At 43.4% G+C, this 17,384-nt stretch carries 11 protein-coding genes, 3 tRNA genes, 3 rRNA genes and 1 riboswitch; of the genes, 4 read left to right on the plus strand and 13 right to left on the minus strand.

Features of this window, described 5'->3' with window-relative positions; all coding sequences use genetic code 11:
• Positions 1–27: 27 nt before the first annotated feature.
• Genes BTO08_RS14315 through murB form a run of 3 tightly spaced genes read right to left on the minus strand, consistent with a single transcriptional unit; the run spans position 28 to position 2,758 of the window.
• Positions 28–759: a type III pantothenate kinase gene (locus BTO08_RS14315; protein ID WP_105061416.1), complete on the minus strand. Its 732-nt coding sequence runs from the start codon at positions 757–759 to the stop codon at positions 28–30.
• Entirely contained in the window at positions 759–1,721 is a 963-nt protein-coding gene (gene birA / locus BTO08_RS14320) for a bifunctional biotin--[acetyl-CoA-carboxylase] ligase/biotin operon repressor BirA (RefSeq protein ID WP_105061417.1), read from the minus strand. The genes BTO08_RS14315 and birA overlap by 1 nt, the downstream gene beginning before the upstream one ends.
• Positions 1,718–2,758: a UDP-N-acetylmuramate dehydrogenase gene (murB, locus tag BTO08_RS14325; protein ID WP_105061418.1), complete on the minus strand. Its 1,041-nt coding sequence runs from the start codon at positions 2,756–2,758 to the stop codon at positions 1,718–1,720. Before murB ends, birA begins: the two co-directional genes overlap by 4 nt.
• An 85-nt stretch (positions 2,759–2,843) precedes the next feature.
• On the opposite strand from murB, the gene BTO08_RS14330 reads away from it, so the two are divergent.
• Both BTO08_RS14330 and pssA read left to right on the plus strand, forming a co-directional pair.
• A complete protein-coding gene (locus tag BTO08_RS14330) occupies positions 2,844–3,311 on the plus strand; it encodes a GNAT family N-acetyltransferase (protein WP_105061419.1) in 468 nt (155 codons plus the stop codon).
• Between the two features lie 84 nt (positions 3,312–3,395).
• Complete coding sequence (pssA, locus tag BTO08_RS14335; protein ID WP_105061420.1) at positions 3,396–4,745, plus strand: CDP-diacylglycerol--serine O-phosphatidyltransferase; 1,350 nt, start codon at positions 3,396–3,398, stop codon at positions 4,743–4,745.
• Positions 4,746–5,070: 325 nt separating this feature from the next.
• On the opposite strand, the gene rrf is transcribed toward pssA, so the two are convergent.
• From rrf to BTO08_RS14365, 6 genes are all read right to left on the minus strand, one after another.
• Positions 5,071–5,186: ribosomal RNA gene (gene rrf / locus BTO08_RS14340) — 5S ribosomal RNA — on the minus strand.
• A 132-nt stretch (positions 5,187–5,318) separates the two neighbouring features.
• A 23S ribosomal RNA gene (locus BTO08_RS14345) occupies positions 5,319–8,209 on the minus strand.
• 357 nt (positions 8,210–8,566) lie between these two features.
• Positions 8,567–8,642 (minus strand) — tRNA-Val (locus BTO08_RS14350).
• 31 nt (positions 8,643–8,673) lie between these two features.
• A tRNA-Lys gene (locus BTO08_RS14355) sits at positions 8,674–8,749 on the minus strand.
• Between the two features lie 2 nt (positions 8,750–8,751).
• Positions 8,752–8,827 (minus strand) — tRNA-Glu (locus tag BTO08_RS14360).
• 99 nt (positions 8,828–8,926) lie between these two features.
• Positions 8,927–10,471: ribosomal RNA gene (locus BTO08_RS14365) — 16S ribosomal RNA — on the minus strand.
• Together the 16S, 23S and 5S rRNA genes with 3 tRNA genes alongside form the textbook arrangement of a ribosomal RNA operon.
• Positions 10,472–11,109: 638 nt before the next feature.
• On the opposite strand from BTO08_RS14365, the gene BTO08_RS14370 reads away from it, so the two are divergent.
• Complete coding sequence (locus BTO08_RS14370) at positions 11,110–11,580, plus strand: RNA recognition motif domain-containing protein (protein ID WP_005372573.1); 471 nt, start codon at positions 11,110–11,112, stop codon at positions 11,578–11,580.
• Here the strand turns inward: BTO08_RS14370 and murI are convergent.
• Together murI and btuB are read right to left on the minus strand one after the other, a co-directional pair.
• Positions 11,543–12,355, minus strand: a complete 813-nt coding sequence (gene murI / locus BTO08_RS14375) for a glutamate racemase (RefSeq protein WP_105061421.1) — start codon at positions 12,353–12,355, stop codon at positions 11,543–11,545. The two genes, BTO08_RS14370 and murI, sit on opposite strands and share 38 nt — an antisense overlap.
• 243 nt (positions 12,356–12,598) lie before the next feature.
• Positions 12,599–14,458, minus strand: a complete 1,860-nt coding sequence (gene btuB / locus BTO08_RS14380; protein WP_105061422.1) for a TonB-dependent vitamin B12 receptor — start codon at positions 14,456–14,458, stop codon at positions 12,599–12,601.
• Positions 14,459–14,490: 32 nt separating this feature from the next.
• A riboswitch (cobalamin riboswitch) is annotated at positions 14,491–14,731 on the minus strand.
• Between the two features lie 147 nt (positions 14,732–14,878).
• On the opposite strand from btuB, the gene trmA reads away from it, so the two are divergent.
• The gene (gene trmA, locus BTO08_RS14385; protein WP_105061423.1) at positions 14,879–15,985 is read left to right on the plus strand and encodes a tRNA (uridine(54)-C5)-methyltransferase TrmA; all 1,107 of its coding nucleotides are present in this window, start codon (positions 14,879–14,881) and stop codon (positions 15,983–15,985) included.
• A 66-nt stretch (positions 15,986–16,051) separates the two neighbouring features.
• Here the strand turns inward: trmA and BTO08_RS14390 are convergent, their stop codons facing one another.
• Complete coding sequence (locus BTO08_RS14390; RefSeq protein ID WP_105061424.1) at positions 16,052–16,432, minus strand: YijD family membrane protein; 381 nt, start codon at positions 16,430–16,432, stop codon at positions 16,052–16,054.
• 27 nt (positions 16,433–16,459) lie between these two features.
• Positions 16,460–17,092, minus strand: a complete 633-nt coding sequence (gene fabR / locus BTO08_RS14395; protein ID WP_005372563.1) for an HTH-type transcriptional repressor FabR — start codon at positions 17,090–17,092, stop codon at positions 16,460–16,462.
• Between the last annotated feature and the right edge of the window lie 292 nt (positions 17,093–17,384).

A 17,384-nucleotide genomic window follows, 5' to 3' on the forward strand; every position in this document is an offset into this window, starting at 1 on the left:
TTTATTTAATTGTCGTAATTTTGGGCATTAACCGCGCTTTGCATACAATCCTAACCCTTCAAGTACCAACTCCGAGCGATGATAAAAAGGCTTACACCACGATTTTGGCAAATGACGAACACCGCCACCGCATAGAATAACCGCGGGAGCTTCATTTAATTCTGCAGATGCTTGTTTTAAACCAAATTCAATTAATCCAACCAAAGCAGCACGACAGCCATTCTTTAAACCATCAGCGGTATTATTTGCCAGTGTTAATGATTCACTATGCTCACTATCAGAAAACACCTTGGTCGTGTTCTCTAGCACTGATTTCATCATTAACTGATAACCAGGCATGATCCAACCACCAAGATGTTTTCCATCACTGTCCATAACATCAAACGTTAATGCCGTGCCTATATCAACAATCACCGTAGGTTGCTCAAAGCTTTGGCGAATAGCAACTAGAGTTAGCCAACGGTCAACGCCAAGATATTGATATTCAGAATATGCATTAACAACACCGAAGTCTTCACGTGCAGTTTTTACTTGAGTAACCGGAATATTGGCCATTTGGGCAATACGCTGAATCGTATTATCAACCTCAACTGGTCCGACACTCGCAAAAACAATACGCTCAACATTACCTTCCAGTAACGGTTGTAAAACAAGCTCTAATTTTTTACTTGGGTATTTACCAATTTGTTCAATGTGTTCATTTTGGGTCAGTAAGGCAACTTTGACGTAAGTATTGCCTGCTTCAATTAATAATTGCATCAGCAACCTCTAAGGCTGATTTCACCGCCGATATACGGTGTAATACCAGTGTCGGTTTCCAGTAGTAAAGCCCCTTGAGCATCAATCCCGCGAGCAGTACCTTCGATGGTTCGCTCACCGATTAATAATTTCACAGGGCGGTTTAAAAAGTTATCTATTTTATTCCAGCGTTCAACAAAGCCAACTAAACCTTGGTGTTCATAATCACAGAGTGTTTGATTAAGGTGTGAGATCAATGTAGCCGCTAAGATATTTCGAGACGGTAAGCTATCACAAGCTTGCGACAGTGTTGTCCACGCTTGCGTGATCTCACTTTGCTCTGTTAGTGGCATATTAATATTTAGCCCCATTCCAATCACTAAGTGTGCGGCATCCCCTGCTTGACCTGTCATTTCAACAAGAATACCAGCTAGCTTTTTATCCTGATAATAAATATCGTTAGGCCATTTAACTCGAACATCATCTGCACCAAGTTTTTGGAGAGTTTCAGCAATCGCGACACCGACAACTAAACTCAGCCCCATTGCCGCAGCCATACCAGCTTCTAAACGCCAGTAAATGGAAAGGTACAGGTTGCTACCAAAAGGTGAAACCCATTGTCGACCTCGTCGTCCACGGCCAGCTTCTTGATATTCAGCCAAACATACGCTACCGCTTGGCAGCTGCCCTACTCTATCTAGAAGATATTGATTGGTTGAGTCGATGACAGGAATTAAATCAAGATGGGGACACTTAACTTTCGCTAAAATCTGCTGCTTATCAAGTAAATCAATCGCCGATGCAAGACAATAACCTTTGCCTTGCACCCTAAAAATATCAAGCCCCCACTGTTGAATGACTTGAATTTGTTTCGCGATTGCAGCACGAGTCATACCCAGCGTTTGTCCCAATACTTCACCTGAATGAAATTCACCATCTGAGAGTAACTGAATCAAAGCTAGTCGTACGGTATGATCTTTCATCGCAGCATCTCGTTGAGATTAGTTTCAGCATTATGTGCCATAAAACGCACCTCATGCTCAAGAGAGACACCAAATTTAGTCATTACCGTATCGACAACATACTGTGCTAGCTGAAGTACATCATGTGCAGTTGCATTACCAACATTCGTTAATACGAGTGCTTGTTGCTGGTGAATTTTAGCACCACCAATTTGGTAACCTTTCAAACCACATTGATCAATCAACCAACCCGCAGCTAACTTACAATGAGTTTCGTCCACTGGGTAATTTGGCATGTTAGGGTACTCAGACAAAAGAAAGTCACGTACGTCTAACGAAATAATTGGGTTTTTGAAAAAACTACCTGCATTCCCCATAACCTGCGGATCAGGCAGTTTTTCACGGCGAATGGCGCACACTTCATCAAAAATCTCTTTGGCTGTAACGGTATCGAGCGAGAATTTTGCTAATGGGCCATAGGCTATTTTCGGAGACCAAGCTTTAGTTAAGCGAAAACCTACTGCTGTAATAATGTGGTGATCTTTTAACTCTCGCTTAAAAATTGAATCTCGATATGAGAAATGGCATTCATCAGCCATCAAACGCTTCACTTCCCCTGTTTGTACATTTAATACATCAACATACTGGCAGACATCTTTTAATTCTACGCCATAAGCGCCAATATTTTGTATCGGGGACGACCCCACACAACCAGGGATGAGTGCTAGGTTCTCAAGGCCATTAAACCCATTTTCAACGGCCCAAGACACAAATGCATGCCAGTCTTCACCGCCCCCTACATGTAAATCAACATACTCGGCACTATCGACCACATTAATACCTTTAATGCGGTTTAAAATGATAGCGCCTTGGTAATCTTCACAAAAAAGTAAGTTGCTTCCTTGACCAACAACTAACTTAGGGACTTCCTGATATGTTTCGTCCTGCCAAATAGCAAGGAGATCTTCAACACTTGATGCTTCAAGTATGTATTTCGCCGATACATCAATCCCAAAGGTGTGATAAGGCGCTAACCCATTTTCATGTAAAACTTTCATGTTAATTCACAACCAAATCTTTATACTTTTCTATACGAATTGAAACTATTTTACCTGATCCCATTCAACAACGCAGTGTTTTCCCATGTCTCAAATTATTTATCGTCAACTTGATCCTATTCGCTTGCCTTTAGTTAATAAAATATACAAGTCATTCTACCCATCAGGAAAAGCAAAGAGAGATGAAACAATCTGGGTTGCAGAATCAAACAACAGTATTATTGCATCCGTACGATTTAAAACTATTGATGATATACAACTACTGACAGGAATGCTTGTCATCCCAGAGTATCGTTTACAAGGTATTGCTTATAAGCTCATTGAAGCATGCCGTAATCAAATGAACCAACAAGCATGCTATTGCTTTGCATTTCAAGAGTTAGAAGTTTTCTATCAAAACTCAGGGTTTCAAACTATTAATAGCGAAAACCTTCCCAATAATATCAAGCAACGTTTTCAACGCTATGCCAATAGCGGTAAGAATCTAATTCCAATGTTATTTATTGATACACTTACCTCAGAAAGCATGAGCAAAAACATATCTAAACACTAGATACATTGACTTCGCTTTTTTTCTGGTATAATTGATCCCTTAATCAAAATTCATCTACTTATAGATCGTGTAAACGAGGCGATAATGGATTCAGCTATTGCTAACAGGCAGCTCATCGAACAACTGCCATGTATTGCGCACAAGCCCGAGAATTTAGAGACTCTTTTTGATGCAAATTCGTTTAGAGAGCGTCTATATCAAGAAATAAAATCAGCTAAAGAACGCATTTACTTAGTTGCCTTATATCTCCAAGATGATGAAGCAGGAAGAGGTGTGCTTACCGCTCTGTATGAAGCTAAGCAACTCAACCCCGAACTTGATATAAAGGTATTAGTTGATTGGCATAGAGCTCAACGAGGCTTAATTGGCGCCAGTCAGTCCGATGGCAATGCCGCGCTATATCGTGAGTACGCAGAAAAATATACTCACAAGATCGATGTGCTTGGCGTTCCCGTTCGTAATCGAGAAGTGTTCGGTGTCCTTCACCTGAAAGGCTTTGTTATTGATGATAATGTTATTTATAGCGGTGCAAGCTTAAATGATGTGTATCTAGCTCAACATGACCGTTACCGTTACGACCGCTACCACGTCATTAAAAATGAAAAGCTAGCTAACAGCATGGCGCAGTTCATTATTGACATACTTGTTTCGAGTAATGCAGTTAACTGCCTAGCACAACCAGAAAGACCCGATACAAAGTCATTGAAGACGGCAATTCGAGATCTACGCTCCGAACTACAACAAGCTATCTACCATTTTGAGCCGGATGAGATTAAAGATGACGAGGTAGGATTAACACCTCTGATAGGTTTAGGGAAACGTAAGAACAAACTTAATCAGGATATTTGTACGCTCATCGCTAGTGCACAATCTGAGCTGACTATTTGTACTCCCTACTTTAACTTTCCAAGAATGGTAAGTCGCGAAGTAAAGAAAGCCCTTAAGCGCGGTGTAAAGATCACAATCATTGTTGGTGATAAAACAGCAAATGACTTTTATATTCCACCATCAGAGCCTTTTAAGACTATTGCTGGGTTACCTTATTTATATGAAGTCAATTTACGTAATTTTGCTAAACATAATGAAGCCGCTATTGCACATCGTCAATTAGCGATCCATTTATGGAAACACGATAATAATAGCTTTCACTTAAAAGGGCTTTGGGTAGATCGCCGTTATATGTTGGTAACGGGGAATAACCTCAATCCACGAGCTTGGAAACTTGATCTTGAAAATGCGATTTTAATTCATGACAAAAATCAACTACTCGCCGAGCAGCAACAACAAGAATTAGATTGTATTCTCGAACATACCCAGCTTATTGGTAGTTATAAGCAAATTGAAAAAATTGATAATTATCCCGCTCAAGTTAAAAAGCTCATTACACGTATTCGTCGTGTTAAAGCGGATCACATCCTGAATCAAATTCTATAATTCAAACCCTTTATCACTGCAGTAACTCTTTACTGCAGTGATACATCTCTTTATTAAATACTATTCTGTTGTAGGTCTGTAGGTCTGTAGGTCTGTAGGTCTGTAGGTCTGTAGGTCTGTAGGTCTGTAGGTCTGTAGGTCTGTAGGTCTGTAGGTCTGTAGGTCTGTAGGTCTGTAGGTCTGTAGGTCTGTAGGTCTGTAGGTCTGTAGGTCTGTAGGTCTGTAGGTCTGTAGGTCTGTAGGTCTACTTTATAGATGCAAACTAACTTTAAAAGTATTAAAACGAAAAAAGGCCATCCTTTCGGATGGCCTTTTAAAATTTGAAGCCTGGCGATGTCCTACTCTCACATGGGGAGACCCCACACTACCATCGGCGCTATTACGTTTCACTACTGAGTTCGGCATGGGATCAGGTGGGTCCATAACGCTATGGTCGCCAAGCAAATTCGGTTTTATTTATTGTCATTAGACAATAAATAGCAATCTGGGAAAATCTAACTAGTGTTCTCTACACGTTCAAGTGTACTTGGAGTCCGCTTTTCTCTTTACGAGATAAAACCCCTTGGGTGTTGTATGGTTAAGCCTCACGGGCAATTAGTATCGGTTAGCTCAATGCCTCGCAGCACTTACACACCCGACCTATCAACGTTGTAGTCTTCAACAACCCTTTAGAGACCTTAAAGGTCTAGGGATGACTCATCTTGAGGCTCGCTTCCCGCTTAGATGCTTTCAGCGGTTATCGATTCCGAACTTAGCTACCGGGCAATGCGTCTGGCGACACAACCCGAACACCAGCGGTTCGTCCACTCCGGTCCTCTCGTACTAGGAGCAGCCCCTCTCAATCATCCAACGCCCACGGCAGATAGGGACCGAACTGTCTCACGACGTTCTAAACCCAGCTCGCGTACCACTTTAAATGGCGAACAGCCATACCCTTGGGACCGACTTCAGCCCCAGGATGTGATGAGCCGACATCGAGGTGCCAAACACCGCCGTCGATATGAACTCTTGGGCGGTATCAGCCTGTTATCCCCGGAGTACCTTTTATCCGTTGAGCGATGGCCCTTCCATTCAGAACCACCGGATCACTATGACCTGCTTTCGCACCTGCTCGAATTGTCATTCTCGCAGTCAAGCGGGCTTATGCCATTGCACTAACCTCACGATGTCCGACCGTGATTAGCCCACCTTCGTGCTCCTCCGTTACTCTTTGGGAGGAGACCGCCCCAGTCAAACTACCCACCAGGCACTGTCCGTAATCCCGATAAGGGACCAACGTTAGAACATCAAGCATACAAGGGTGGTATTTCAAGATTGACTCCACAACCACTGGCGCGGTTGCTTCAACGTCTCCCACCTATCCTACACATGTAGGGTCAATGTTCAGTGCCAAGCTATAGTAAAGGTTCACGGGGTCTTTCCGTCTAGCCGCGGGGACGCAGCATCTTCACTGCGATTTCAATTTCACTGAGTCTCGGGTGGAGACAGCGTGGCCATCATTACGCCATTCGTGCAGGTCGGAACTTACCCGACAAGGAATTTCGCTACCTTAGGACCGTTATAGTTACGGCCGCCGTTTACCGGGGCTTCGATCAAGAGCTTCGACCGAAGTCTAACCCCATCAATTAACCTTCCGGCACCGGGCAGGCGTCACACCGTATACGTCATCTTTCGATTTTGCACAGTGCTGTGTTTTTAATAAACAGTTGCAGCCACCTGGTATCTGCGACTCCCGGCAGCTTAGAGAGCAAGTCTCATCACCGCTAGGAGCGTACCTTCTCCCGAAGTTACGGTACCATTTTGCCTAGTTCCTTCACCCGAGTTCTCTCAAGCGCCTTGGTATTCTCTACCTGATCACCTGTGTCGGTTTGGGGTACGATTTCTTATAATCTGAAGCTTAGAAGCTTTTCCCGGAAGCATGGCATCAATGACTTCGTTACCGTAGTAACTCGACATCGTATCTCAGCCTTAAGATGGTCCGGATTTGCCTAAACCATCAGCCTACATACTTGGACCTGGACAACCGTCGCCAGGCTCACCTAGCCTTCTCCGTCCCTCCATCGCAATTATAAGAAGTACGGGAATATTAACCCGTTTCCCATCGACTACGCCTTTCGGCCTCGCCTTAGGGGTCGACTTACCCTGCCCCGATTAACGTTGGACAGGAACCCTTGATCTTCCGGCGAGGGAGTTTTTCACTCCCTTTATCGTTACTCATGTCAGCATTCGCACTTCTGATACCTCCAGCAAACCTTACGATTCACCTTCAACGGCTTACAGAACGCTCCCCTACCCAATGAAGTAAACTTCATTGCCGCAGCTTCGGTGTATAGCTTAGCCCCGTTAAATCTTCCGCGCAGGCCGACTCGACCAGTGAGCTATTACGCTTTCTTTAAATGATGGCTGCTTCTAAGCCAACATCCTGGCTGTCTGAGCCTTCCCACATCGTTTCCCACTTAGCTATAACTTTGGGACCTTAGCTGGCGGTCTGGGTTGTTTCCCTCTTCACGACGGACGTTAGCACCCGCCGTGTGTCTCCCGGATAGTACTTACTGGTATTCGGAGTTTGCAAAGGGTTGGTAAGTCGGGATGACCCCCTAGCCTTAACAGTGCTCTACCCCCAGTAGTATTCGTCCGAGGCGCTACCTAAATAGCTTTCGGGGAGAACCAGCTATCTCCGAGTTTGATTGGCCTTTCACCCCTAGCCACAAGTCATCCGCTAATTTTTCAACATTAGTCGGTTCGGTCCTCCAGTAAGTGTTACCTCACCTTCAACCTGCCCATGGCTAGATCACTCGGTTTCGGGTCTAATCCTAGCAACTCATTCGCCCAGTTAAGACTCGGTTTCCCTACGGCTCCCCTAAACGGTTAACCTTGCTACTAAAATTAAGTCGCTGACCCATTATACAAAAGGTACGCAGTCACCCAACAAGTGGGCTCCTACTGCTTGTACGTACACGGTTTCAGGTTCTATTTCACTCCCCTCACAGGGGTTCTTTTCGCCTTTCCCTCACGGTACTGGTTCACTATCGGTCAGTCAGGAGTATTTAGCCTTGGAGGATGGTCCCCCCATATTCAAACAGGATATCACGTGTCCCGTCCTACTCGTTTTCACTGATAATGCGTTGTCGGTTACGGGGCTATCACCCTGTATCGCAGAACTTTCCAGAACTTTCACCTAACGCAAAACTAGCTTAAGGGCTAATCCGGTTTCGCTCGCCGCTACTACCGGAATCTCGGTTGATTTCTCTTCCTCGGGGTACTTAGATGTTTCAGTTCCCCCGGTTCGCCTCGTGCTGCTATGTATTCACAACACGATACGTGCTTATGCACGTGGGTTTCCCCATTCGGAAATCCCAGAGTCACCGGTTTTTACTACCTTCTCTGGGCTTATCGCAAGTTAATACGTCCTTCATCGCCTCTGACTGCCAAGGCATCCACCGTGTACGCTTAGTCACTTAACCATACAACCCCAAGAGGTTTCGTATGTTCAAACAACCAAGGTTTGTGTTTAACACTTCGATCAAGAAAGTATTAAACGTTGGTTTTTCGCCGGACTCATTTATTTGTCTTCACTTTTAAAAAGTGAAAGCAAACACAGACACTTGAATGTGTATTGTTTGAGAACTCGTTCTTCTTTCGAAGAACATTTTTAAATCAATCTATCGATTGAATTTACTAGTCAGCTTTCCAGATTGTTAAAGAGCATGCAATTATCTAACGATAACCACTTTCTAACGATTTTCAGCGACAAAAATGCGGACTTAACAAAGGTATTCTTCATTAAATCTGCGAATTCCGTGCAGAAAACTTTTAGAGAGTGGTGGGCGATACCGGGCTCGAACCAGTGACCCCCTCCTTGTAAGGGAGGTGCTCTCCCAACTGAGCTAATCGCCCACGATAGTTTTACTTCCTTCGTGAGAAAGAATGGTGGGTCGTGCAGGATTCGAACCTGCGACCAATTGATTAAAAGTCAACTGCTCTACCAACTGAGCTAACGACCCATTGGCGTCCCGTAGGGGAGTCGAACCCCTGTTACCGCCGTGAAAGGGCGGTGTCCTAGGCCTCTAGACGAACGGGACAATGTTCATACTTAATGTTGTTGGGCAACATTAAGTGGCTCTCTTACATTTTAACCAAGCAATCTGTGTGGACACTGCATTAAACAGTAAGTCTTTAGGTAAGGAGGTGATCCAGCCCCAGGTTCCCCTAGGGCTACCTTGTTACGACTTCACCCCAGTCATGAACCACACCGTGGTAAACGCCCTCCCGAAGGTTAAGCTATCTACTTCTGGTGCAGCCCACTCCCATGGTGTGACGGGCGGTGTGTACAAGGCCCGGGAACGTATTCACCGTGACATTCTGATTCACGATTACTAGCGATTCCGACTTCATGGAGTCGAGTTGCAGACTCCAATCCGGACTACGACGTACTTTCTGGGATTCGCTCACCATCGCTGGTTGGCAGCCCTCTGTATACGCCATTGTAGCACGTGTGTAGCCCTACTCGTAAGGGCCATGATGACTTGACGTCGTCCCCACCTTCCTCCGGTTTATCACCGGCAGTCTCCCTGGAGTTCCCACCATTACGTGCTGGCAAACAAGGATAAGGGTTGCGCTCGTTGCGGGACTTAACCCAACATTTCACAACACGAGCTGACGACAGCCATGCAGCACCTGTCTCAGAGTTCCCGAAGGCACCAATCCATCTCTGGAAAGTTCTCTGGATGTCAAGAGTAGGTAAGGTTCTTCGCGTTGCATCGAATTAAACCACATGCTCCACCGCTTGTGCGGGCCCCCGTCAATTCATTTGAGTTTTAATCTTGCGACCGTACTCCCCAGGCGGTCTACTTAACGCGTTAGCTCCGAAAGCCACGGCTCAAGGCCACAACCTCCAAGTAGACATCGTTTACGGCGTGGACTACCAGGGTATCTAATCCTGTTTGCTCCCCACGCTTTCGCATCTGAGTGTCAGTATCTGTCCAGGGGGCCGCCTTCGCCACCGGTATTCCTTCAGATCTCTACGCATTTCACCGCTACACCTGAAATTCTACCCCCCTCTACAGTACTCTAGTCTGCCAGTTCAAAATGCTGTTCCGAGGTTGAGCCCCGGGCTTTCACATCTTGCTTAACAAACCACCTGCATGCGCTTTACGCCCAGTAATTCCGATTAACGCTCGCACCCTCCGTATTACCGCGGCTGCTGGCACGGAGTTAGCCGGTGCTTCTTCTGTTGCTAACGTCAAACGCTGAAGCTATTAACATCAACGCCTTCCTCACAACTGAAAGTACTTTACAACCCGAAGGCCTTCTTCATACACGCGGCATGGCTGCATCAGGGTTTCCCCCATTGTGCAATATTCCCCACTGCTGCCTCCCGTAGGAGTCTGGACCGTGTCTCAGTTCCAGTGTGGCTGATCATCCTCTCAGACCAGCTAGGGATCGTTGCCTTGGTGAGCCATTACCCCACCAACAAGCTAATCCCACCTGGGCTAATCCTGACGCGAGAGGCCCGAAGGTCCCCCTCTTTGCTCCGAAGAGATTATGCGGTATTAGCTATCGTTTCCAATAGTTATCCCCCACATCAGGGCATATTCCCAGGCATTACTCACCCGTCCGCCGCTCGTCAGCATTGATAGCAAGCTATCAATCTGTTACCGCTCGACTTGCATGTGTTAGGCCTGCCGCCAGCGTTCAATCTGAGCCATGATCAAACTCTTCAATTAAAGTTTTGTTGGTCTTTCGACCGGCTCAATGAATACTGTTAAAATACCGCTAACTAGAAGCTAGTTAGGATATTTGAATTGACTGTGCCAAATAATCCTTCTCTATAAAGAGATGAGTTATTTGTATTGGTCACTAGTATCATTGATAAATCTTTTGACTTAACTTTTCAACGAGTGCCCACACAGATTGCATGGTCAAATTATTAAAGAACGTTGACTCAATACTTTGTATTGGTCAGGGATAGGTATTCTACTCAGCCCTTAACTGTAGTCAAGAAGAAGTTCTAATTTTAAACTTTCTTATTGACTACCCTTGGTCAAACCAAAGATTTAATCGTTATTCGATATTATTAATTCAAAAAGTTTGAACTCGATCATTTGTTTGCTCGTGTTCCCTTTCGATGGAGCGGCATTATAGAGACTTCGATCACTCTGACAAGTCTTTTTTAAAAAAAATAATGTATTTGCTTGTTATTTCATCTACTGTGATTGATATGCTTGTAATTACAACATTTGATGAACTGATTGTTCACTCGCTAGTAATTACAACTCAATGAAAGTAATATCATTGTGAGTTCGATGTTAAAAGAAACAATACGCATTCTTCCTTCCATTTTGACGATGTAGTTTAATTAAATATGAAATCAAATAATCAAACCATAATAACCGCGATAGTAATTGCTATTGTCGGTGCATTAATTCTTACCCTTATTCCTACTCTTCCTTCTTCTATTAGCTTTGCTTTAGGTGCTATCGCTGTCGGTGCTGCACTTTACTTCATGCAAACACCTAAAGAAGCTACCCCTATCGATAATACTGAAACCTCTCAAAGCAGCAAAACCCTTTACGTTGGTAACCTTCCTTATCGCGCTAATGAGACCGATGTTAAAAATCTATTCGCTGAACATGGCGATGTTTTTGCTGTACGTCTAATGAAAGATAAACGCACAGGCAAGCGAAGAGGCTTTGGCTTTGTTGTGATGAGTAGCTTAGATGCCGATAGTGCTATCGAGCAATTAAACAATAAAGAATATGGCCAACGTACATTAAAAGTACGTGAAGCTAATGAACCTAAAAACGCGGATACGGATATTTCAGAGACTGAATAGTACCCAACTCTATCTGACGTAAACTTTTATTCAGCGCCGCTACACTTTCTGTAGCGGCGCTGCTGTATGTAAGGTTAATGATTTCATTATGGCGTTGTTTTTCTTGTTCAGATAACCCTAACAAGGACGATACGCGCAAAGCTATCGCTTTACCGGAGTCCACAATACTCACTTCATTATTAAGAACGGCTTTTATTTCTTCTTTAATTAATGGGAAATGTGTACAGCCTAAGATAATACTATCTACTTGCTGCTGCCATGGCGCTAAAATATCACTAAGTTCATTTAGAGAAATAGATTCACCACGTAGCTTTTGCTCAGCCATTTCTACTAATCGGGTTGAACCGATCATTTTTACTTCGCAATCACTGGCAAATTGGTTAATTAACTGCTGCGTATATTCACGCTTAACCGTGGCCGGCGTTGCTAATAAGCCAATGACTTTGGTATTACTTAACTTCGCAGCGGGTTTAATCGCTGGAACAACGCCAACAATAGGAATATTAAGATTTTGGCGTAGGGTCGGTAATACAATTGTACTTGCGGTATTACACGCAATAACAACTAAGTCGGCCTGGTACTGTTCAACTAATGTCGAGACAATATGGTTGGTACGTTCGATAAGGACATTATCGGGTAATTCACCATACGGGAAAGCGGCGTTATCGAAGGCATAGATATATTGCACTTGCGGTAAAAGATTGTAGATTTCTTTATAAACAGATAAACCACCTACACCAGAATCAAAAATAACAATCTTTTTCACTCGTACCATACCTAATAAACATTACTTACCTTATGATACTGCGATCTTCAGCTCTCGCAAACAGCCCTGTTAGCTAACTGGTACCGCTGATAATAAAATCACTCAGTTATGTCTATATTTTTCCATGTAATACCTAGAGAGCGCTGGAAAAACGGCGCATCAACCACAAAGGTTAGTACTGAATCTTTCCCGTTATGTACAAGCTTTATTAAAAAGGCCGCTGTATTAGCGGCCTTAATCTTGCGTTTTCGATTAGAATTGGTAGTTAATACTGGTGTAATAAGTACGGCCTGGCATTTGATAACCACCAGCAGTCTCATAATCTTCATTTAGAAGGTTCGCTACTCGCCCTTTTAACGCAAGTTTTGGCTGTAGCCAATATGTTAATGCCAAATCCCACGTATCATAAGCAGCTAACTCCCCCGTTGGACCATATTGATCTGGGCGCTTGCCATGGTATTGATACGTTAGTGCGCTATCGAGATCACCAATACTTGCTGTACCTACCCACTTAAACGAGAATTTCTCACGGCGATCTAAACGCTGACCCTGGCTATTACGGGGATCTTTAAAGTCAAAGTTGAGCTGGTGAGATAAAAAGCCCGTATCAAAGTCTGCTTCAACTTCAATACCTTTGATTTTGCTTTTTCCTGATTCGTTATAGTACTTCCAAGACGTGTTATTAAAACCAATAAGGTTATCAATCTCCATACGATAACCTGTAACAGCTAAATCAATCACGTTGTAGTTAGCTTCAATAGCCACTTCTGCATTTTTTGATTTCTCAGGGTTTAGTGTTTCAGTACCGTAAAATGGTGAATATAGTTGGAATAAATTCGGCGCTTTGAATGCACTGCCGTAAGATGTACGTAGTTGCACTTCATCAGTGATATACCAACCACCTGCCACATTATAAGTAAACTGAGAACCATACTGCTGGTTATCGTCTAAACGTAAGCTCGACTCTAATGAAAAATCATTAACATTCACTAAACCAATACCATAAACACCCGTATTGTTTCTGCTAAAGGCATCTGAAGATAGCTTGTCTTGCCATGACTCTTTACGCCAATCAACACCACCGACTAATTGTAGATTGTCGTTAACGGTAAAATGGTTATTCCACTGTAGATTGCGTTGGGTGAATTTCTCATCCTGACTGGCAACAACAGGCTTAGTGGTCGCCGCTTTGTTGTAATCGTAATTCGTTTGATGTTGGTAATCTGCGATTAACTTAGATTGGTAACGCCCTAAATTTAAATCCAATCCTGCGCTATAGTCAAATAACTCAGGTTCTGACTGCATATATTGATGTACTGGCTCACCAGAAAAGAAATCAACGAATGAGCTGTCATATTGATATTGATTTTTATACCAACGTGTAGAGACAAACCCTTTTAAGGTATCGCTAAAACGTTGATGATAAGCAATCATGGCATTACGACTGGCAAAGCCATGTTTATCACCATCATTTAAGCCAGGCTGTGGCTTAACGTTATAGCCTTCATCATCTTCATAACCTACAGCAAGTTGCAGCAAACCATTTTCACCAACTTTATACGCGCCTGATGCACTCGCCTCTTGATAGTTATAACTACCAATACCTACATTCAGCTTCGTTTTTGATGGTGAATCAACATCAGCTAATGTAATGATATTAATTACACCGCCTATGGCTTCAGAGCCATAAAGCGCCGCACGGGCACCACGGGTAAATTCAATACGCTCAACCTGAGTTAAAGGGACTTGGTTAAAATCAACCGCACCTTTTGCCGCACGTGCCATACGAATACCATCAACTAACACGAGCACCTGATCGGAGTTAGTACCACGTACCATAATACTCGCTAACTGGCCTCGCCCACCATTTTGCGTCACCTGAACGCCCGGTAATAAACTAATCACTTCTGTGAGTGTTTTGGCTTGTATCTTATCGATATCTTGGCGGGTCACGACATTAAATGGTGCAAGTACTGAAGTCACAGGTTGTTCAAAACGGTTGGCAGTGACGACCATGACATCATCGGTTTGGGTGTTATCTTCTGCTGCTATTATAGAAAAAGAAGGGAAATACACCGACGTTACCGCCAGCGCTAAAAGTGTTTTTTTCATTTGAAGATCCTAAGTCGCGTATATAACAAAGCAAGAGTGCTTTACCGCTGGTTGGTATTCGGACTTAAGAGCATGACCTGAAGAAGGTCGCCTAGGCATCAACTTCCCATCTCAACAATACATCATTCAATATTTATTGATTAAACATATTGTTAAAACAGTGTTTGGAATACATCCGTGTGCGTTCGTTCTCTATTACCGCTGCGCGTCAGTTACGGATTTTCACCGTATTCCCGTACCATCCCATGGTTAACCAGCGCAGGGCAGATGCTAGTGATGTATCGCTTTTATGTCTAGTTTTGTTTGCTATTAGTTATAAATAATTCACTTTAATAAGCACATTTATTCCACGAAGACTGGACATCACTGTGCAATGCAATAAAATCTGCGCTCTTATTTTGAGCAGTCGAGGCATACACTATGACATCTACCATCCTTAACACCGCTGGTTATCAGCAACAGTTGGATGAAAAGGCAGAGCGTATTCAAAACATTTGTGCTGATTTTGATACCCCTGAACTCGAGGTGTTTGCCTCTCCTGCAGAGCATTACCGTATGCGTGCAGAATTCCGTGTTTGGCATGAAGGTGAAGATCTTTTCTATATCATGTTTAACCAAGAAACACGTGAAAAATACCGTGTTGATCAATTTCCTGCGGCAAGTCGTTTGATCAATGATTTAATGCCAATGCTGGTTGATGCGATCAAACCCATTAAAGCGCTACGTCATAAATTATTCCAAGTCGATTTCTTATCAACCCTTAGTGGGGAAATCCTTGTTTCTATGCTTTATCACCGTCAACTTGATGATGAGTGGACAGCAGAAGCTAAGCAACTAAAACAACGTCTAAATGATGAAGGCTTTAAGCTAAATCTTATTGGTCGCGCTCGTAAGATGAAAATCGTCCTTGATCAAGACTATGTTATCGAACAGCTAAAAGTTCACGATCGCACCCTAACCTACAAGCAAGTTGAAAACAGCTTTACCCAACCTAACGGTGAAGTTGCACAAAAGATGCTTGAATGGGCCGTTGACTGCACCCAAGACAGCAAGGGTGATTTACTTGAACTTTACTGTGGTAATGGTAACTTTTCACTGGCGCTAGCACAAAACTTCGAACGCGTATTAGCAACAGAGTTAGCAAAACCATCTGTAGATTCTGCGCAATACAACATTGCGGTTAATAACATTGATAACGTACAAATCATTCGCATGTCTGCAGAAGATTTTACTGATGCAATGGAAGGTAAACGTGAGTTCCGCCGCTTAAAAGATCAAAATGTCGATCTTCAAAGCTACAACTGCAATACGATCTTTGTCGATCCTCCACGATCGGGTATGGATGAGGGAACCTGCCGTATGGTGCAAGGTTATGAGCGTATCATGTACATCTCTTGTAACCCTGAAACACTCAAAGAGAATTTAGACATCCTGTGTGAAACACACAAAATCACACGTTTTGCCTTATTTGATCAATTCCCATATACCCATCATATGGAAGCTGGCGTATTACTTGAACGTAAATAATTTACCAAGTAACACCTAATAAAAAAGGCGCTGAATGCGCCTTTTTTATTCTGAGTATTAATGAAATTATTTCGCTTCAGCTTCTGGCTTAGCTTTTTTATTCATTACACCCATTTTGTAACTCACCCAGAATAGCAGTGCTAGTGCAATCATTAATGGCAGGAAGTTCGAACCCATTTCTGGCACAGCTGCACGAAGACATGCTGAGTAACCAAATGCGCCAACAAAGAAACATGCCGTTGCAATCGCAGGCGTACCTTCTGTCATTGGTTTACGTAGGTATTCTTGGTATAGACAGTACACTGCCAATACAAATGCAAGCACAGGGAAAATAGAGAATGCCACGCTGCTTGACGTTAATACTGCTAATGTTGCGTTACCGCATACACCAGCTAGTAATGATAGAACTAGAGTTTTACGTTCTGCTTTAACTTGTTGCTTGTCCATATCCTTCACCACAAAATCGAAATAAGGTTATAGTTTTTGCCTGAGCTCTCGACGCTCACGCTCTTTTCGGTACCAATAAGCACCCTTTGCAATCATTCTTAATTGCATAATCAATCTTTCTGCATGCTCAGCACGAGCATGGCTATCCAGATCTAACGCTTCTGCCCCTGAACTAAAGACTAAAGTAACGGACGCCTCTGCTTGGGTATACGCTTCTTCGTGCGTCACCCCTGTTTTGGCCTCAAGATACTCACTTAGTTCAGCAACAAAGTGTTGTATTTCACGAACGACAGCAGCACGAAATGCTGTTGATGTGCCTGAACGTTCACGTAATAGTAGACGAAAGACATTAGGACTACTTTCGATAAACTCCATAAACGTCTCAACCGAGGTACGGATCACACTCCCTTCGGTCGCAATACGTTGACGAGCTTGTCGCATTAGCTGACGAAGGATCAATCCACCTTCATCCACCATAGTTAAACCTAATTCGTCCATATCTTTAAAATGACGATAAAACGATGTTGGGGCAATCCCAGCTTCACGAGCGACTTCTCGTAAACTTAAATTAGAAAAACTTCTGTCTGCACTTAACTGGCTAAACGCAGCATCGATAAGCGAGCGACGGGTTTTTTCTTTCTGTTGAGCCCTGATCCCCATGGACATCTGCTTCTCTATAGTTTTCTGATCATAATACGCGACTAAATGAAGATAAACCGTCGCGTAAGAATAGCCCTATACTACTGGCTCTACCGCCTTCACGCAAAGCCAGATTAACATCATTTATTCACACACTTCACAATCTACTACCTCACCGTTCAGGGTGATTATTCGCATTTATTCTTCCAACTCAACGATAGAGCGTGATCCCTCGCTAGCTCTGACCATCAATTGATTCTCCTATTGATTACAAATCGTTACACTTACGATGCGAAAATGTTACCAATACAAA

The sequence above is a fragment of the Photobacterium angustum genome (assembly GCF_002954615.1).
GTDB lineage: Bacteria > Pseudomonadota > Gammaproteobacteria > Enterobacterales > Vibrionaceae > Photobacterium > Photobacterium angustum_A.

Coding starts and splice junctions, on each gene's coding strand:
- BTO08_RS14315 (WP_105061416.1), bottom strand. CDS start 759: ATGCAATTATTAATTGAAGCAGGCAATACTTACGTCAAAGTTGCCTTA.
- birA (WP_105061417.1), bottom strand. CDS start 1,721: ATGAAAGATCATACCGTACGACTAGCTTTGATTCAGTTACTCTCAGAT.
- murB (WP_105061418.1), bottom strand. CDS start 2,758: ATGAAAGTTTTACATGAAAATGGGTTAGCGCCTTATCACACCTTTGGG.
- BTO08_RS14330 (WP_105061419.1), top strand. CDS start 2,844: ATGTCTCAAATTATTTATCGTCAACTTGATCCTATTCGCTTGCCTTTA.
- pssA (WP_105061420.1), top strand. CDS start 3,396: ATGGATTCAGCTATTGCTAACAGGCAGCTCATCGAACAACTGCCATGT.
- BTO08_RS14370 (WP_005372573.1), top strand. CDS start 11,110: ATGAAATCAAATAATCAAACCATAATAACCGCGATAGTAATTGCTATT.
- murI (WP_105061421.1), bottom strand. CDS start 12,355: ATGGTACGAGTGAAAAAGATTGTTATTTTTGATTCTGGTGTAGGTGGT.
- btuB (WP_105061422.1), bottom strand. CDS start 14,458: ATGAAAAAAACACTTTTAGCGCTGGCGGTAACGTCGGTGTATTTCCCT.
- trmA (WP_105061423.1), top strand. CDS start 14,879: ATGACATCTACCATCCTTAACACCGCTGGTTATCAGCAACAGTTGGAT.
- BTO08_RS14390 (WP_105061424.1), bottom strand. CDS start 16,432: ATGGACAAGCAACAAGTTAAAGCAGAACGTAAAACTCTAGTTCTATCA.
- fabR (WP_005372563.1), bottom strand. CDS start 17,092: ATGGGGATCAGGGCTCAACAGAAAGAAAAAACCCGTCGCTCGCTTATC.